Here is a 17189-nt window from a genome sequence, read left to right on the forward strand (position 1 = left end):
TCATTTGCCTATGAAAACTCATTTGCCTATGAAAACAATACAGTCACTCACCATCCTTGGTGGCGGTACCGCCGGTTGGATGTGCGCAGCCTACCTTGCTAAGCATCAACCCAATTTATCGGTCACGGTGATTGAGTCATCGAGTATTGGCAGAATTGGCGTTGGCGAAGGCTCAACGCCACATTTGCAGCTTTTTATGCAAAGCCTTGGTGTGAAAGAGCGCGATTGGATGCCCGCATGCCAAGCAAGCTATAAAACCGGGATCTATTTTGATAACTGGAATGGCGACAATGGCGGCTATTTCCATCCCTTCTTCTCTGAAATGGATGTAAAAACAGCGGAAGTCTACTTTGTCAACGCCAATGCCAGACGTCGTGGTAGCGAATATATAGATAAACCCGAACATTACTTCTTAGCTGCAGTGCTGGCCGACAAGCAACAAGCACCTCTGCCACAGCGTCCATTACCAAGGGCGCTTGAATACGGCTATCACTTTGATGCGCAAAAACTTGCGGATTGGTTAAGGGCATTTAGCCTAGCGCGAGGCGTAAAGCATATTCAAAGTACGGTGAGTAGCGTACAGCATCATGCCAAAGAAATTATTGCACTGACACTTGAGTCGGGTGAGCAGGTGAAAAGCGATTTTTACGTCGATGCCTCAGGGTTTAACGCCCTGCTGATAGAGAAAACGCTCGAAGTACCCTTTATTTCCTTTGCAGATCAGTTACTCAATGATTCTGCTGTCGCGATTGCCGGCGCTAAAATAAACCCGCTACCTTCAAGCACTTCTGCTATCGCGATGCCGTGCGGCTGGCGCTGGCAGATCCCGCTACAAGGCAGAACCGGATATGGTTACGTGTACAGCAGCGCACATACCACTCCCGAAGAGGCTGAGGCTCAACTGCGTCAAGCCGCGCAACTCGATAAAGGACAAGCCAAACATCTCACCATGAAAGTGGGCATGATGGCGCGCAGTATTGAAGGCAATGTGTTTGCTATTGGCCTCGCGCAGAGCTTTATTGAACCACTCGAAGCCACCGCGCTGATGGTCACAGGTTATAGCATTGAGTTATTGAATAAGCTGCTTTCGCAACAGCTCGAGACACTAGCCATCAATCAACAACTGTCGGATCTGGTGCTCGGTATTAAAGAGTATGTACTGGCACATTACGCCACCAGCAAACGCGCAGATTCACCGTATTGGCAAGATGCAAAAGTCGCAGCTCTGAGCTTAAACGAGCTCGATGAGCTGCTCACACACTGGCGTAGCGGTGGTGATTTTGATGCTTGGCTCAACCAACACAGGATGCACTCACCCTATATTCGTCCCAGTTGGTATTGCTTACTTGGCGGCATGGATCATCGCGATAGCGCCTGCCAAATGCCCTTTGAACAAGCGCCACAGCATATCGAACAGGCGGCCAAGGCCTATCTTACGAAGCTTAGTGATGAGCATTTTACTGCCCATACAACAGCACTGGAACAATTACAGCGAGCACAAGCGTTCCGTGCATAAACCAATTGCGGGTGGTGGTGAGATTCCCCTTGATCTTTTTGTTTGTCTGCCCACAAGCGAGATCGCCACGCCATCACCCGCTCCTAATGAAGGTGGAAATACAACATGAAAAAAAGCTACCTAGTGATTGCCTTAGTATTGGCAACCTTTTTTACGGTGTCCTTTATCACCAATATTTTAGGCGCGATTTTTCCAGCATTAATAGAAAGTTACAGCATAGGTCTAACGCTTGCGGGGTTTTTCCCGTTCGCCTTTTTTATCGCTTACGGTGTGATGTCTATTCCAGCGGGACTGCTAGTTCAGCGTTTTGGAGAAAAAACCGTTATGCAGCTCGCATTTACCCTTGCTGCAATTGGCGCAACGACCTTTGTGCTAATGCCAACGTTTGCCATTGCCATGGTTGCGTTGTTTATGCTCGGCTGTGCCATGGCACTACTGCAAGTGGCTATCAATCCACTATTACGCGCTAGCGGTGGTTCAGAACACTTTGCCGTACTTTCAGTGTTTGCGCAGTTGATGTTTGGTGCTGCCGCAACACTCGCGCCTCTGGTTTATAGCAAACTACAGTCTCAAGTCACCACCGCAGAGGGATTTGGCGGAGCGCTGTCTGGTGTTATCCCAGCAGATAAAACCTGGCTAAGTATCTATGCGGTATTCGCTATCCTAAGCGTCGTGATGCTATTACTCTCGCAATTTACGCCATTTAACGCGGTACCGGAGCAGAAAAAGCAGCAGCTGAGCTGGTCACAAAGTATCGGTTTTTTTAAAGATAAAACCGTACTGAAATTTTTTGCCGCCATCGCCGCTTATGTTGCGCTAGAACAAGGTGTCGCTAACCTTATTTCCGTCTTTTTGCAGCAATATCATGGCTTAGACCCAACCATCGAAGGCGCAAAAGTGGTGAGCGAATTCTGGTTATGCCTAACCTTAGGCTGTTTACTTGGACTGGCACTACTTAAACTCATTGATGCGCAAAAGCTTTTGATTTTATTCAGCTCTGGCGCCGCTATCGCGCTCCTAAGTGCGTTATTCGGTAGCACTACGGTGGCGCTTATTGCTTTTCCAATTGTGGGATTTTTCCTCTCCATTATGTGGTCGGTCATCTTTGCTCTGGCATTAAATTCATTCAAAACCGGCCATGGCGCAATCACAGGGATTTTATGTACCGGGATCATTGGCGGTGCTTTTATGTCTCCAATCATAGGTTTTGCGGCCGAATTGAGTAACAACTTACAACTTGCAGCCCTGCTGTTACTACTGCCACTTAGCTATATTCTGAGTGTTGGTGTATGGGCTAATCCTTTGATTAAAAATAGAACTTTTGGCAATAGTCAAAAGACGCTGTCTCAACCTCTAAATGAAAATAGTTAAATTACGATGAATCACTCTTTGTTATGTATTGACTTGGGTGGCACCAAAGCGCTTGTGGCTTCGGTTGCGCACACTCAGGTCGAGCAGGTACGCCAGTATGCAGTGCCTAGTCAGGCCAACTTAGACCAAGTTAATGCCTTTGTTATCCGTTTAATCGAAGAAAACCTAACGACCGAAACAACTGGTATTTCGATTGGCGTACCAAGCACACTGGATGTGTGCAGCGGCACCGTGCTGACAACACAAAATATTCCTCATTGGCAAAATGTGCCTCTGAAACGGTTGTTAGAACGCCACTTTTCATTGCCCGTTGTTGTCCATAATGACGCAAACTGCTTTGCATTTGGTGAATACTTATATGGTGGCCACCATGCCAACAACCTAATTGGCGTATGCCTTGGCACAGGCATTGGTGCCGGTTTTGTGTTTAACGGTAATTTATATACGGGTAACCATAGTGCTGCAGGAGAGCTAGGAAATTTAAGCTATCTTGATGGAATTATTGAAGATTATGCTTCAGGACAGTTCTTTGGGAGACAAGGAATTGAAGGGAGGTGGTTGGCCGAACAAGCACGCAGTGGCGACTCATTTGCACTACAACAATTTGAGACTTTTGGCGGTCACGTTGGTCATGCACTCGCGCAAATAGTCATGGTGCTGAATCCAGATGTCATTGTACTTGGCGGCTCCGTGACGCATTCATATGACTATTTTAACGCTGCACTTGAAGCAAAGATGCAGCAATTGCTTGGCAATGCTTTATATCAATCCGTTCGTGTCATTCCAAGCACCTTAAATCACGCGCCACTTTTAGGGGCATACGGATTGTTTCAACACAATAAAATTAACCATGATAACAAGGAACTAGCCAATGAAGTTTAATAGGCTTATGGCCCTACTTTTTGGGGTGTCGTCACCCCTTTATGCGCTCGACCAAACCGCAGTAAACTGGTTAGGTCAAAATCTTGATGTAAAGTACACCTTGCTTGATAGCAAGCCAAGCACCTGCCCCAAGGCACAACAAAAGTGCTATTACTCAGAGCTGAGTTTTAGCGTAGCTAAAGAAAATACCAAAGCAAATAATGACTTTGCTATCTTTTTTAGCCAACTGATGCCGATTTACCATGTCGAGGGCGATAACTTTGCCATCACCCATATCAATGGTGATATTCACAAAATCACGCCTGCAGCAGGGTTTAGTGGGTTTTCAAGTGCTCCCACTACCGTGCGCTTTTATACCAAGGACTCTCAGGTTACGCGCTCGGAATTTATGCCAAATTATGTTGTAACGGACGCGCAGCTTAAGCTCACCCCACAAGTGATCAAAAGCACGCAAACCCAGCGCGATAACGACACAGGACTTGAGCTACAACCTTATCTGACGCCATTTGATACGCTCAACCAGCTGCAAACCAGCAGTAAAGATGACACGCCGTGGATGGGCAGCGAATACTTATATCAACATCAAGTGAAGCCAACACTTGATGCTGCAATTGGGCTAATACCTAAACCTAAACAACTGGCTGTGCTGTCCGATAAACGACTCAATCTAGCAGCCGGTATTAATCTGCAACTTTCGGGCGTTTCAGCTGAGGCTATCGCCATGGCACAACAGCGACTCAATACCCTCGGGGTAAAAAGCACCAAGGACGGACTTGTAGTTAATGTCGCTGTAAAGCCAAATAAGCAATCAAGTCCACATTATCAACTGACGGTCGCCGAAAATAATATCTCAATCCAAGCCAATAACAGCGCCGCTGCATTTTATGCGCTACAAAGCCTTGCAGGGCTGTTGGATATTAATGATTTAAGTATTCCCATAGTGGATATTAATGATACACCAAGGTACGACTTTCGTGGCTTACACGTCGATGTTGCCCGCAACTTCCGCTCCAAAACCTTTATTTTACAAACCATTGAACAGATGGCGGCGTATAAGCTAAATAAACTGCACCTTCATTTAGCGGATGATGAAGGCTGGCGCTTAGCCATCGACGGTCTTGACGAACTCACCTCTGTCGGCGCTTATCGCTGCTTTGATTTGACCGAAACTCGCTGCCTATTGCCGCAATTAGGCGCTGGGAATGATAAAAACGCGCAAGTGAATGGCTTTTACTCTGCAGAGGATTATATTGAGATCCTGCGCTATGCCAAGGCGCATCATATCGAGGTGTTACCCTCATTAGATATGCCTGGTCACTCACGCGCTGCAATCATCGCCATGGAGGCGCGATATAAAAAGCTGATGGCACAAGGCAAACCAGAGGATGCGCAGCAATATCGATTAGTAGAAGCTGCTGACAAGACGCGTTACAGCTCCATTCAACATTATAACGACAACACGCTAAATGTCTGTATTGCAAACACTTATACCTTTATCGACAAAGTATTAAGCGAAGTAAAAGTACTGCATGACCGTGCAGGTGTACCACTCAACACTTACCATATAGGTGCAGATGAAACCGCAGGTGCTTGGCTAGAGTCGCCGGCTTGTGAAAAATTGCAGGCAAGCGTGAAAGATTTTACCAACTTTAACGGTTACTTCATTGAACGGATCGCAAAGTTACTAGATAAAAAAGGAATACAGGTTGCAGGGTGGAGCGACGGTTTAGGTGATGTACGTGCTGCAAATATGCCAGCAAACGTACAGAGCAATGCTTGGGCGACATTAAGCGAAAACGGGCACGCGGTCGCGCATCGCTTCGCCAATCAGGGCTGGCAGGTGGTCTTGTCTAGCCCTGATGTAACCTACTTTGACTTTCCATATCAATCTCACCCAGAAGAGCGTGGTAATCACTGGGCAAGCCGTGCTATCGAAAGCAAGAAGATGTTTGAATTTATGCCAGACAACCTTCCTGCACATGCAGAGATCTGGAAAAATACCAATAACCACGCCTACATAGCCAACGACAGCGACTCATCACTAAACAAAGGGGTTAAGTTTGCCGGGCTCCAAGGGCACTTATGGAGTGAAATGCTGCGCAGTGATGCACAAGCCGAATACATGCTTTATCCACGGCTATTGGCCCTTGCAGAGCGTGCATGGCACCATGCCGAGTGGGAATTACCCTACCAAGCCGGTCGTATATACAGCCAGTCTAGCGGATATTTTACTGCAAAGTTACAGGCGCAACGTGAGGCTGATTGGCAACGATTCGTGGCTATTTTGGGCCATCAAGAGCTACCTAAATTAGCACAAGCCGGAATTGAATTTCGCATTCCCGTCGTCGCCGCAAAACAGCTATCTGGAGCAAAGCTCGACGCTTTTACCGCCATTCCGGGTTTTGTTATCGAAGCACAGCTTGAAAACGGCAACTGGGTGCCCTTCAATACCTCACTAAGCAACGTACTTGCACTTAGGGCAGCTCGGTTAGGCTCCGAGCGCAAGGGAAGATCGCTAAGTTTAGACAAAAAGTAGGCCTAACTGGTTTTTAACGCTGAGTACTTTATTAGGTACTTGGCGTTTTCATTGTTGCCAAATATCCCATCATATAATCATTCGAAAGCAAAATGTTGAAAAAGTAAGCAATATGTTTTAGCTTGGCAATTGTGTTTCTTTTTTGTTCGAAAAAATCGAAACAAATTAGTTCGCGTTAATCCACTTTTGTAGCTCAATCTGAGCATCTAGTTTAGAAGGAATACTGAAATGAAATTATCGTTAAACAAAAAGAAAATCAAAGCCCTATCTGCTGACAAACAAACAGTACCTGCAGTAATGACTCCACAAGTTGCAGGCGGCGCGCTTCGCTTCAGCCAAGACAGGCTAACGCATTGTGTTGCCAATACGTGTGGTCGCCACACTTGCCCTGATATTTACTAATCAAGAGTAAATATCACAGTTCAGTGCCTCATTGGAGGCACTTTAAGGCTTACTTAAATTTAACCTCTTTCTCACTTTTCGTGTAAACACGCGACTCAGGTTGAGTCCACTCGCCGTTTTTCAAATATTGTGTCGACACCGTAAATTGACCACTCTCAAATTTACTGGTTGATTTCACCTTTGTAATGCCATCTTTGTTATTAATGACATCTTCGTATGCCACAAACTCGGTCTGGCTCAGGACTTCCATCGTTCCTTGGGTGTAAAACCCTGCCGTCGTAAAATAGTAAAACACTAGACTGTTTTTACTTTTATCCCAGAAAATTAATGACTCTCCGCCGTACATGCCATCGTTGATTGAATGTAAGGTACGAACAGCCGTGCCATTTAAAGCCCGCTCCCAGTGACTCACATCCTGCATCTTTGGCTTATCTGTAGCTACATCAAAGTCCGATTGCCAAGTACCGAGATAAGGTGTAAACACCGAGAGTTCTTCATTTAATTTTTCATTAGCCCAAGATAGCGTGCTGAATACCACCAATATGGCGAGCCCGAATTTTTTCATCATTTTTATTTCCGTTGATTGTGTCTCAATCAGTATAAATCTTCATGCACAAGTTGCGTACTTAAGGTGAACCAGTCATCCCACCATTGGTAAAAAAACATTGCAAATACACAATTAATACACATTTTAAAACAACAATTACACAACAAATTAATATCATAACTGCAATAGGGAAAGCGGGGAACCTTACCCTGTCTAGAGTAGTTGTTGCAGCACCAACACCAACAAGGAACAACAAACATGCTTGATTATCTTATTATTGGCGCAGGCCCTGCGGGGGTCCAAACTGCTTATCATCTAAAACAAAATGGCTTGTCCTACCTTATGTTGGAGTCAGGTCAGCGCGCAGGATGTTTTTTCGAAACATTCCCAATTCACCGAAAACTGATTTCAATTAATAAAGTATATACTGGTTCGACAAACCCTGAGTTCAACTTACGACACGACTGGAACTCAATTTTAACTGATGACTACAGCCTAAACTTTTCAAGCTTTGACCAAAACTTTTTCCCAAGTGCAGATAATTTAGTCAAATATCTCAATCATTATGTCGACCAAAATCAGCTAAATGTTGCTTATAACCAGCATGTTAAGTCCATCGAAAAAATTGCTGGGCACTTTGTAGTAACTACAACAAGTAATGATCAATATGAAGCGTCTCGCGTTATCGTTAGTACAGGCGTCCCTAAACCTTATATTCCAAAGATCGAGGGAATTGAGTTAGTGACGCAATACTCTGACTTAAATATTGATTTGGCCCCGTTTGCAAACAAGCGCGTACTTATTCTCGGTAAAGGAAACTCCGCTTTCGAAACGGCTGATCACCTTATTCCTGCTACAAGTCTAATCCATGTTTGTAGTCCAAATCCTTTAGACATGGCATGGAAGACGCACTATGTTGGCGACCTACGTGCCGTAAACAATAATATTTTAGATACTTATCAGCTTAAATCTCAAAATGCTATCTTAGACGCCGACATTAAGTTAATTGAGAAACAAGACGACCGCTTTATCGTGCACTTTAGTTATGCCCACGCAAATGGAGAGCAAGAAACCATAGAGTATGACGAGATCATTTGTTGTACAGGGTTTGCCATGGATAGCAGCATTTTTGCCGATAGCGCAAAACCCGATTTAATGATTGAGGGCCGCTTCCCGTCTCTAGATTGCAGCTTTGAATCCATTAATGTGAAAGGTCTTTACTTTGCAGGCACGCTCACTCAATCCACCAAATATCGTAAGTCAACTTCAGGCTTTATTCATGGTTTTAGATACAATAGCCGCGCTTTAGTCGAGATGTTAAAGCAAAAACATCACGATACCGCGCTTGCATGCGACCAACACCTTGGCACACCAGAAGCAATTAGCAGCGCAATCCTCAGCCGTATCAATGAGACTAGCGCGCTATGGCAGCAACATGGCTTTATGGTGGATGCCGTCACAGTATCTGAGACCGGTATGGCGCAGTATTACAAGCACCTACCGAGCCCATACCTCCATGCTCACCTAGGTGATCACTATCATTTGCAGATAGCATTGGACTTTGGTGCGCCAATTGAAGGTGACCCGTTCAACCAGGTTCGGGTGCATAAAGACAACGCGACTGACGCGGAATTAAGTAAATTCTTACACCCCATCATTGAACTTTGCCATCAAGGTGAGGTGATAGAAACTCATCATATTATTGAGGACTTAGAAGCGGATTGGACTGACATAGAAGCGCACGTTAAACCACTTCAACAATTCATTGAGCGAGTACTGCCACAGCTTGCTGGTGAAAAAATGCAAAATAAAGCATCAGCATAGCTCATAAATGAAAAAGGTTGGCAATCAAGCCAACCTTTTCATACTCTACAAGGCTTTAGATTCAGAAAAGTATTTTCGTCTCAACATATCATGAATAACAAATTCTTGCTCTCGACCATAGGCTTTAAACATACGGTTGTTATGCATGTGTAAAAGAGAGCCCAGCAATGATTGTGTACTCAGGTTAAGCGAACCTGACTTTTCTAACGTCAGAATTTCCTTCACCACTGGCTCAGCCTGCATTTGCCAACCTTCTAACAGTGCAAGTATAGCTTGCTGAGCCTCATCACATTGCGCTAGGTTCGAAATATTAAGCTTCGCAAAGTCATCATCGAGCTGTGTTTGATGGTCGCGATAACGATTGCCGAGCTGCTTTCTCAGCGCACTACTCTCATTAAATTCTTTACCAAACCCTGCGCGCAATGAAGAGATTAGCGATAGCTTTTGTTCAGCATCATAGCTAAATAACGTTAGCAGTCGATTAGTAAAAGCTAACGCGACGCGCCAACGGACATCTTCACCAAACTCTGCGACAAGCTGGCAACTTTTTGCAATAAGCTCACTGTCAAACATAAATAAGCTTTCAATCAAAGCCATAGACTGCGGACCGCCGTAACGCTCAACCTCTCGCTCATAAGTCATTAATTCAACTTTATGTAGCTGAGAGCTCTCTATCATAGGTGACAACAGCTGATTAAGTTTCGGCAATAGCTCTCCACAAAGTACTTCTGGCTTGCCTTGGAAGCGTAAGCGTAGATGCCAGTCAGGATCGCCATAGCGAATAAAGAACCACTTATCGAATAATGCGCTATTTTCCTCAATAAGCGGCAATAACTGCTCATAAAGCAGCTGCTCAACAATAGTATTACCTGAATATATTTTTAAGCTAAGCCACTCGGAACCAGCACTAAAACGCCGAGAGATTGGTGTAGCCGTAATATTTTCTAACGGTTTTTCAATGTAGTGCGTGTGAGAAGCTGCACTCTCATTAAGTAAAGGAACAATGATTTCATTAGTATAATGACGACCCTGTGGATCTGTTACTCGTGGTGCAAATTGAGATGCCAACACTTCACTGAGCTCAACCGTATGACGGCCTTTGGTTTCCATCAACAAAACTTCTACCATCGCACTTTGGCTCAAACTCAAAGTTAGCACATTATCACCTGCAGCAAAGCTCACCCAATCGTCTAACAAATACTTATCTTTGAGTTGTTGAAGCTTATTTTCTTCGATGCTCTGATTAACCAGCAACGCCTCAAGCTCTTTGCGCTCAATACGCCATGTTTTCTCATGCAGAATCAGGTTATCTAACATGATACGTGGGACATAGGTTGCGTTTCTTAGGCTCGAGGGCAGTGAAAACTTGGGCGTTTCACTTTCTTGATGTTGCAACATACAAAGGAATTTATAAGCACTCAAGCTTCTGGCAGAGAAGTTATGCGCACTGGATAAGCGAGGAATAATGCGCTTATCTAACCGCTTACTCCAGAGTTTAACCTGCTGGCTTTCGACCCAAACGTATAAATCACTTAGCGGGATCTGGTATTCAGGGTCAAGTGAACTGTCCGCCATGAAGACGATTTCGTATTGTCGTAAATGTGGCCTCGCAATTACGTTACCGGGTCTTCCTTCAGGCATATGTACAATTTCAGCGAAGATAACGTCTTCACTGTGACTATGTTCTTGCTCTAAATGATGAATAACCGATTCTTTTAATGTTTCATCAAGGTGACAGAAGCGACCCAAAAGATTGGCCGCAGACGGCCCGTAACAACCGTTGAACTTAAATACGGGATTAGACTTTTCGTCCTCAAATAAACTCAACATTACAGCCATTGAACGTGGCAAGTTAAGTTCTACTTTATCCTTAACTCTTTGTTTCAACTCACTACTGGTAAGAGCCACACAGCTTGTACCTAAATTGCTTGGCAATGTAACTGCCTGCTCAATAATGTGATCCAGTTCAGTATATTCAGGGGAACTAGATTGACCGCTATTCGCTCGACCCAACTGCAAACCACCCACAAGAGGGGCATCATAACCAGTTTCTGTTGAGACACTGATACCCGATTCATCATCCAATACCATGTCCAAAGGCACAAATTGTCCTTCAAATCGCGCGTTAAACTTAGAAATAAAATTTTCAAGTGGATTCTGCTTAGTGCTGCGATTCAAACTCGCAATCAATTGCAGCTGCTTGTTCACTCTCGCAACTTCTTGTCGTGACATTTCGCAATGCAAAAACGCGCGATAAGTATCCGATTGAAACAGTTTGTTTTCTTGAACTTTTACTGGTAATTCAGAGAGGTAATTAAAAATGGTTTGATATTCTTCAGGCGTTGCATGTCCCTTTTCATCCATAATAGCAAGGTCATTAACTGCTTGCTCCACCTTAGTATAAATCTCTGCTGGCGCGATGGTTTTCAGTGCTTTAAGTAGCGCGATGTCGGGGCTATCACCGGTAAGAGGTAACGGAATATCAGGAATTAACACCCCTTCGCTAATGAGCTCTTCTAGATAGGCGCTAACTTCATCATATTCAGCTTCGTTATAGCGGTGACAAAATTGCTCAATTAACTGAGAAAAGCTGAGCTTTTGCTTCGCAAGCTCCAACATAGTGATGAAGTATTCATCACTATCGACTGCACTTAGGCGATATTGCATCGAGTCATCAGAGAGGTAAGTTTCTATATAACGACACTGATCTGCTATGAAGTAATGGGAAGGATTTGGTAAATAGGACAAACTATCCGATTTTGCTTCCGTTTCGGCTAAATGAGAGCGAACAGCTGACAATAGAAACATATCTAAACGAGTTTTGCGGGAATCATGCTCTACGTTATCACTCACAAGTCGAGTTTCTGAGCCAATTTTACCCGTATGGATCCCCGAAAAAAGACCAAAAGGTGTAGGACGAGATGACATCCGAATTAAATATCTCAGCAGTGCTAAAGCAACTTTTTTACCTTGTTTAGAGTTTGGCTTTTCGCGCCACTGTTCTAAGCGTTCGAGCAACGAAGGACTTGCGACATAAAGGGCTTCCACCACACCAGGTGTGGCGAGCCAGGCACTCAGCATAGCATTAGTATCTTGTTGATTGAACAAGGTTTCAATCGGCAGCTTTGGTGTCCTTAATACAAAAAAGGAATCTGTTGATATTTTAGCTGACATAGTCACTCCTTAACTCATTAGCAAACAATCAACCCAATCTAGGTTGTCATCTAACACGCCAATTAAAGCAAGGCCAATACCAGAATAACCCATTAAAAAGCTATGATCTTCCTGATGTGCCTTTTCCAGACCGTTATATGAATATAAGGCCTCTAATCCACGCTCTTGGTACTGATTTAAGCCATAATCTAGCCAAGTTAAGGCGGCCTGCTGTAACTTAGGATGAGGCATGATTTGGTTGAGCAGTTGATAAATGGTGACTAACCCAAAAAATCCATGACAAAGTCCGGCATCGTTAATATGGCCTTGTGTTGCATCTCTATCGACGTTGAACAACGCGATTTCCAATGCCTGCTCAACATACCTTGGCTTATCAAGCGCATGCCCAGCTCTTGCAAGTGTCAACGCAATAGTTAAGTCACCATAGCACCAACCTAACCGAGAATGGTGCTCGTCGCCTGCACATGAGCCAAAGCACGCCTTCTTATCCTCTGCATGACTTTGTTGTTCAAGCAGCCAATCACAACCCGCGATAACTAGCTTCTGCGCGCGCAATTTTACCTTTTGATCCTGAAGCGCGGGAAGAAGTGCGGCAATAATGCCAGGTACGCCATGCGCTAGTCCCAAATTAAACTCATGACTTTCCGTATCTTCTTTATCGAAACGATATACGGATTGTTTTGGCTGAGACCAAGCGATCTGCTGATCACTCAACTCTACAGCAACCGATTCATAACCCGTCACTAACCGATCAAATAATGTGCTTTGTTTAGTTCTCTTTGCGCGACGTGAGATATAGGGTGAATAACCAGCTAGGCCGAGCACCATTTCAATTTCTCCCGTCCAAGGAGTAAAATCAAGTGCCGTTGCAAAGAAGTGATCTATCTCCTCCAGCAGCTCAGGGTCATAATCTTCGTCGTCATACTGGTTAAAATATTCAAGCACCCACGCCTGCCCAGCTAACCCTGAACTCAGTTCCGGGGTTTGTTCCGCCAATTCGTTTTGGAGCTTATCTAGCGCCAGATGAAATTTTTCCTCATCGACCCAAGCATCATTAAAGTTCGCCGCTCGAAATAAAAACAATAAGTGCCCAGCAAGACCACTGAGCAAACCATTACGGTCTAGCATTTCTAGGTCTGACTCTACCTGCTTAGCCAGCTTTTCTACCATAGCCAGGATGAGTTCTTTTTTTTCTATATCTAATGGCATTAGCATACTTATCCTTGTTCAAATTCTGTTTTTAATTTTGTCTTCACTACAGGTAAGTTAACCTTTTGTTCAGTCAAACTCAAACTTTGACACACAAGAAATACAGATAAACACAAAACAAACAAAGAATTGACATTCACCCTAACTAGAACTAGTTTTTTTGTACGCCCTTTGAGTTTGGGGGGTTAAAAGGATTGAAATAAAGGATTGTTATTAACCGCAAAAGTAAGGAACAACAAATGAAATTAGCACTAAACAAAAAGTGTATAAAAGCGCTTTCCAACGACAGCAAATCTATTCCAGCGAATATGACACCTCAGATTGCTGGTGGTAAATCTCCTGCAGCAGCCTTATTCACTGATCGCTACGGTGACTGTTGGACAGGTCGTAACCGCTCTTGCCGTGAGCACACCTGTCAGATCCCATAAAGATACATATCAAGCGAGCTCTGTGCTCGCTTTATTTATTCTGAATCAGATGTTGACGTTTGCTCCTCACCCTCACTATGCATCGGCTTTTTGAGCTTAATTTCTCTGTCAGCCGAGGCGATAGTTTCTTTACGGTGCGCAATGATCACACGGGTAATTTTCAACCGCGATACCGCTTCATTGATATCTTCTTCCAGCCCCGTATCAAGGTGGCTTGTTGCTTCATCCATAAACAGAATCTTAGGGTCTTTATACAGAGCACGCGCCAAGATGATCCGCTGCTTTTGACCACCGGATAAGCTCGACCCCATATCACCAATCAGGCTGTCATAGCCCATTGGCATATCGCTAATATCATCATGGATAGCTGCTAATTGAGCACAATGCACTACTTTTTCCATATTGATTGGTGAATCAAAAAAGGCAATATTATCAGCCACAGTACCGGATAGGAGCTCATCGTCTTGCATCAATTTGGCTAATCCACAAATGCCTTTAAATCTGTTTCCTGACAGCTCACCGCGTGAAAAATCGACAGATTTCACTGCAGAAGCTAATATGTTCCATTTTATTTTTCGGAACAATCTAAATCAGCAGTGAAAAAATAAAAAAGATAATAAGAATAAGTAAGTTAAGATAAACTCACTAATGAAATAACCCAAAATAAAAACAGCATCACACAACCACGTTATTGTTAAAAAAAACCCAAATAAAGTCACCTTAATATTAACCTTCACTGAATTTTCAACCAATATATTGACATTTACGTAACCAATATCGATACTAACATCCATCACAACATGCCGTTGAGTTTAACGCACAAATATTATAAATAGTTAAATCAGGATTGGGTAGCGGGGATTTAGACGTAGTCATGCACATATACAGCACCCCTCATTGGACTTTCGTGGCTTCTAATAATGAGCTAATACTGAAAACCGGAGAAATATTCCGCTTAGCTGCTCGCCACAATGCATGCTTGAAAGCGTTGCTGGAGGCTAACGGGCAAACTGTAGATTATGATACTTTATTGATGGAAGTATGGGGTACTCAATATCGTGATACAAACACTATCGCGTCTGTTATTTCTGAACTTAGGAAGCTGATTAACTGCGGTGACCCCAATCTTAAGTACATTTCTACCGTCCCCAAAAAAGGCTATCGTTTTAATGCCTTTGAACAGGTGAGTAGATATACCACCCAGCAATATGCTGAGAAACAACTAGAGACAGGAAGTGCTTCCAAGCTAAAACCACACCCTGAGAACAATAAGGCGCAAGGGCTTGCGCAACCCAAAGCCATCTCATCAGAACAGAAGAACTCCTCTTTATTACAATTGCTAAACCATAAAAAGCAGCTGATTAGCATTAGTTTAATCACAGCATTTACCGCCGTGCTGTTTTTGGCTCCAAGCTTTTCAGCGAATTTTGTTACTCCAAGCTTTTCACAAAAGACGTTAACTTTTGATCGCGGAATTGAATATGATTTTGCTATCTCGCCGGATAAAAGTCTATTGGTGTATTTAAATGAGCAAGAATCTCAATATACCTTGATGGTCAAACAGCTATCCACAGGTGAGAAACAACTTGTTGAGTTGGGAAACAACCAGCGTTTAACGTCTTTTGCATTTTCTAGAGATGGCTTGTCTTTCGCTTTTGTCGAGCACCAGGGCAAACAATGCCAACTGTTTATCACACGTGTGGCAGGAAATGAACTGATTATGGAGGAGAAGAAGCTCCTCGATTCATGTGCTGAAGGGGGCTACCTCATGTCAGTGACGTTTGCTAAAGACGGTAACTCACTTTTCTACGCAAAAGGTGATCAACTCTCCAGTCCATTCGTAATCGTCAAACATGATCTTACCACAGGTCTGATCAGGAACTTTACCTCCCCTCCTACAACAGGGAGAGGTGATTATGGCACAGCAATTAGCCCAAATGGTAATTACATTGCGTTTGTCAGAGACTTATTCTGGGAACGTTCTAGCATTTGGGTAATGAATATCCAAACAGGCGAAACAAGAAAACTATTTTCAAAGCCCTTTTTAATCGACAAAATTAGTTGGCGATCTGACGATGAACTTATTTTCACTAAAGATGGTAAATTACTTTCTTACTCTATTGCCAAGCAAAAGTTTTCGGCACTTGATGAATTACCATTTCAACTTTATATGGCAGAAGCGATCGGTGACTCTGTCATCATGAGTAAAGGCAATCTATTCCTCTCAGAACTGTCTTATCTTGATTTAAACACATTGGCTTTGGAAGAACGAGACAAAATAGATTACTACGAGCACACTCCTACAGCACCTCAAGACGATGGTAGTTTCTATTATATAAGCAATCGCTCAAATCGAAATGGGATATGGCATAGTACAGGAAAGACGAACGTTCTGGTTTCAGACTCTCCTGAACTCGAGCATATAAGCACTCTGGCTGATGCAGGTGACTGCATTCTCGCAACGACCCCTGGCAAATTATTCAGAATCGACAAACAAACAAATGAAATTACGATATTAAAAGAAGACCTCCCTAACCTTGAGAACTTTACGTACTCAAAAGACATCAATAAGGTTCTGTTTAGCAAAGAAGTCAACGAAAGCTGGTATCTGGAATCACTCAAGTTGGATACAGATCAGAAAGAACTACTTGGCGTATCTGGCTATACGGGGCACTTTTTTAAAAATGATATTTATCTTACTCAGTTTAGGAAGCCAGGACTTTGGCGCTATAATCCATACACAAGGGAGAAGAAGCTGCTTATTGAAGAATTTGAAACCTACTCTTCAGGACGATGGGCAGTCACATCAGATTATATATTGTTAATTCATGATACAGAGCTAAAAATATGGCAAAACGCTCCAAGTTACCACCTTGTTAAAACCTTAGAACTTAAGAGCAACCCAAAACGCATAAATTGTAGTGATTCAACCTGTATTTTTGATCGATACACCTTAGGTAGTACCGATATTATAGAGCTAATTGAAGCTAAATAATATCGGAGCTACGTACACCAAGCACCTCACTTATTCATCTTTGAAAGCCGTTTATCTATCTGTTTTTTCTCCCAATCTCGGTCAAAAAAAGAGGAGAAGCCAAAACAGCTAATCCAGCGTAGTACGAACAATATCGACCAACCAGCAAGAACCCAAAGGCTCCACATATATTCATGATTGATAACTGCATTAAGTAGCACCAACAATACACACAGTACTAACCCTTTCAGAGCAAACTGGTAAAATGACTTAATTCTACCTACCTGCTCTATTGCAGCTTTATAACTGCTCGCTTCATTATTCAT

Annotated in this window: 12 protein-coding genes and 1 pseudogene; 8 read left to right on the forward strand and 5 right to left on the reverse strand. The window is 43.4% G+C overall.

The annotated features are described in order from the left end of the window. Window positions 1–28 precede the first annotated feature (28 nt). The 5 genes from GSF13_RS24065 (at window position 29) to GSF13_RS24085 (ending at window position 6707) form a co-directional block, all read left to right on the forward strand. Window positions 29–1516 carry a tryptophan halogenase family protein gene (locus GSF13_RS24065; protein ID WP_249122736.1) on the forward strand — a complete coding sequence of 496 codons (1488 nt, stop codon included), beginning with the start codon at window positions 29–31 and terminating at the stop codon, window positions 1514–1516. A gap of 105 nt (window positions 1517–1621) precedes the next feature. Next, entirely contained in the window at window positions 1622–2887 is a 1266-nt protein-coding gene (locus tag GSF13_RS24070; RefSeq protein WP_211867353.1) for an MFS transporter, read from the forward strand. A 6-nt stretch (window positions 2888–2893) separates the two neighbouring features. After that, window positions 2894–3769 carry an ROK family protein gene (locus GSF13_RS24075; protein ID WP_211867355.1) on the forward strand — a complete coding sequence of 292 codons (876 nt, stop codon included), beginning with the start codon at window positions 2894–2896 and terminating at the stop codon, window positions 3767–3769. Continuing rightward, the gene (locus tag GSF13_RS24080) at window positions 3759–6305 is read left to right on the forward strand and encodes a family 20 glycosylhydrolase (RefSeq protein WP_206473554.1); all 2547 of its coding nucleotides are present in this window, start codon (window positions 3759–3761) and stop codon (window positions 6303–6305) included. Before GSF13_RS24075 ends, GSF13_RS24080 begins: the two co-directional genes overlap by 11 nt. Window positions 6306–6533: 228 nt before the next feature. Further along, window positions 6534–6707 carry a hypothetical protein gene (locus GSF13_RS24085; RefSeq protein WP_017218574.1) on the forward strand — a complete coding sequence of 58 codons (174 nt, stop codon included), beginning with the start codon at window positions 6534–6536 and terminating at the stop codon, window positions 6705–6707. A gap of 49 nt (window positions 6708–6756) precedes the next feature. On the opposite strand, the gene GSF13_RS24090 is transcribed toward GSF13_RS24085, so the two are convergent. Beyond that, the gene (locus GSF13_RS24090; RefSeq protein ID WP_206473555.1) at window positions 6757–7275 is read right to left on the reverse strand and encodes a hypothetical protein; all 519 of its coding nucleotides are present in this window, start codon (window positions 7273–7275) and stop codon (window positions 6757–6759) included. Between the two features lie 237 nt (window positions 7276–7512). On the opposite strand from GSF13_RS24090, the gene GSF13_RS24095 reads away from it, so the two are divergent. Then, window positions 7513–9078, forward strand: coding sequence for an NAD(P)-binding domain-containing protein (locus GSF13_RS24095; protein WP_206473556.1), 1566 nt, complete (start codon window positions 7513–7515; stop codon window positions 9076–9078). A 45-nt stretch (window positions 9079–9123) separates the two neighbouring features. Here the strand turns inward: GSF13_RS24095 and GSF13_RS24100 are convergent, their stop codons facing one another. Next, a complete protein-coding gene (locus tag GSF13_RS24100) occupies window positions 9124–12252 on the reverse strand; it encodes a lantibiotic dehydratase (RefSeq protein WP_211867357.1) in 3129 nt (1042 codons plus the stop codon). A 9-nt stretch (window positions 12253–12261) separates the two neighbouring features. After that, window positions 12262–13467: a lanthionine synthetase C family protein gene (locus tag GSF13_RS24105; RefSeq protein ID WP_174170157.1), complete on the reverse strand. Its 1206-nt coding sequence runs from the start codon at window positions 13465–13467 to the stop codon at window positions 12262–12264. Window positions 13468–13700: 233 nt separating this feature from the next. Between GSF13_RS24105 and GSF13_RS24110 the strand changes: the two genes are divergently transcribed. Next, the gene (locus GSF13_RS24110) at window positions 13701–13889 is read left to right on the forward strand and encodes a hypothetical protein (protein ID WP_010606994.1); all 189 of its coding nucleotides are present in this window, start codon (window positions 13701–13703) and stop codon (window positions 13887–13889) included. A 35-nt stretch (window positions 13890–13924) separates the two neighbouring features. On the opposite strand, the pseudogene GSF13_RS24115 reads toward GSF13_RS24110, so the two are convergent. Continuing rightward, window positions 13925–14371: pseudogene (locus GSF13_RS24115) on the reverse strand (ATP-binding cassette domain-containing protein); the annotation flags it as partial. 425 nt (window positions 14372–14796) lie between these two features. On the opposite strand from GSF13_RS24115, the gene GSF13_RS24120 reads away from it, so the two are divergent. Next, a complete protein-coding gene (locus tag GSF13_RS24120) occupies window positions 14797–16884 on the forward strand; it encodes a winged helix-turn-helix domain-containing protein (protein ID WP_029215891.1) in 2088 nt (695 codons plus the stop codon). Window positions 16885–16910: 26 nt separating this feature from the next. Here the strand turns inward: GSF13_RS24120 and GSF13_RS24125 are convergent, their stop codons facing one another. After that, window positions 16911–17189 (reverse strand): 2TM domain-containing protein, encoded by a 279-nt coding sequence (locus GSF13_RS24125; RefSeq protein WP_010606998.1) that lies wholly within the window; start codon window positions 17187–17189, stop codon window positions 16911–16913.

The organism is Pseudoalteromonas sp. M8, from assembly GCF_018141365.1.
In the GTDB taxonomy this organism is placed as follows: domain Bacteria; phylum Pseudomonadota; class Gammaproteobacteria; order Enterobacterales; family Alteromonadaceae; genus Pseudoalteromonas.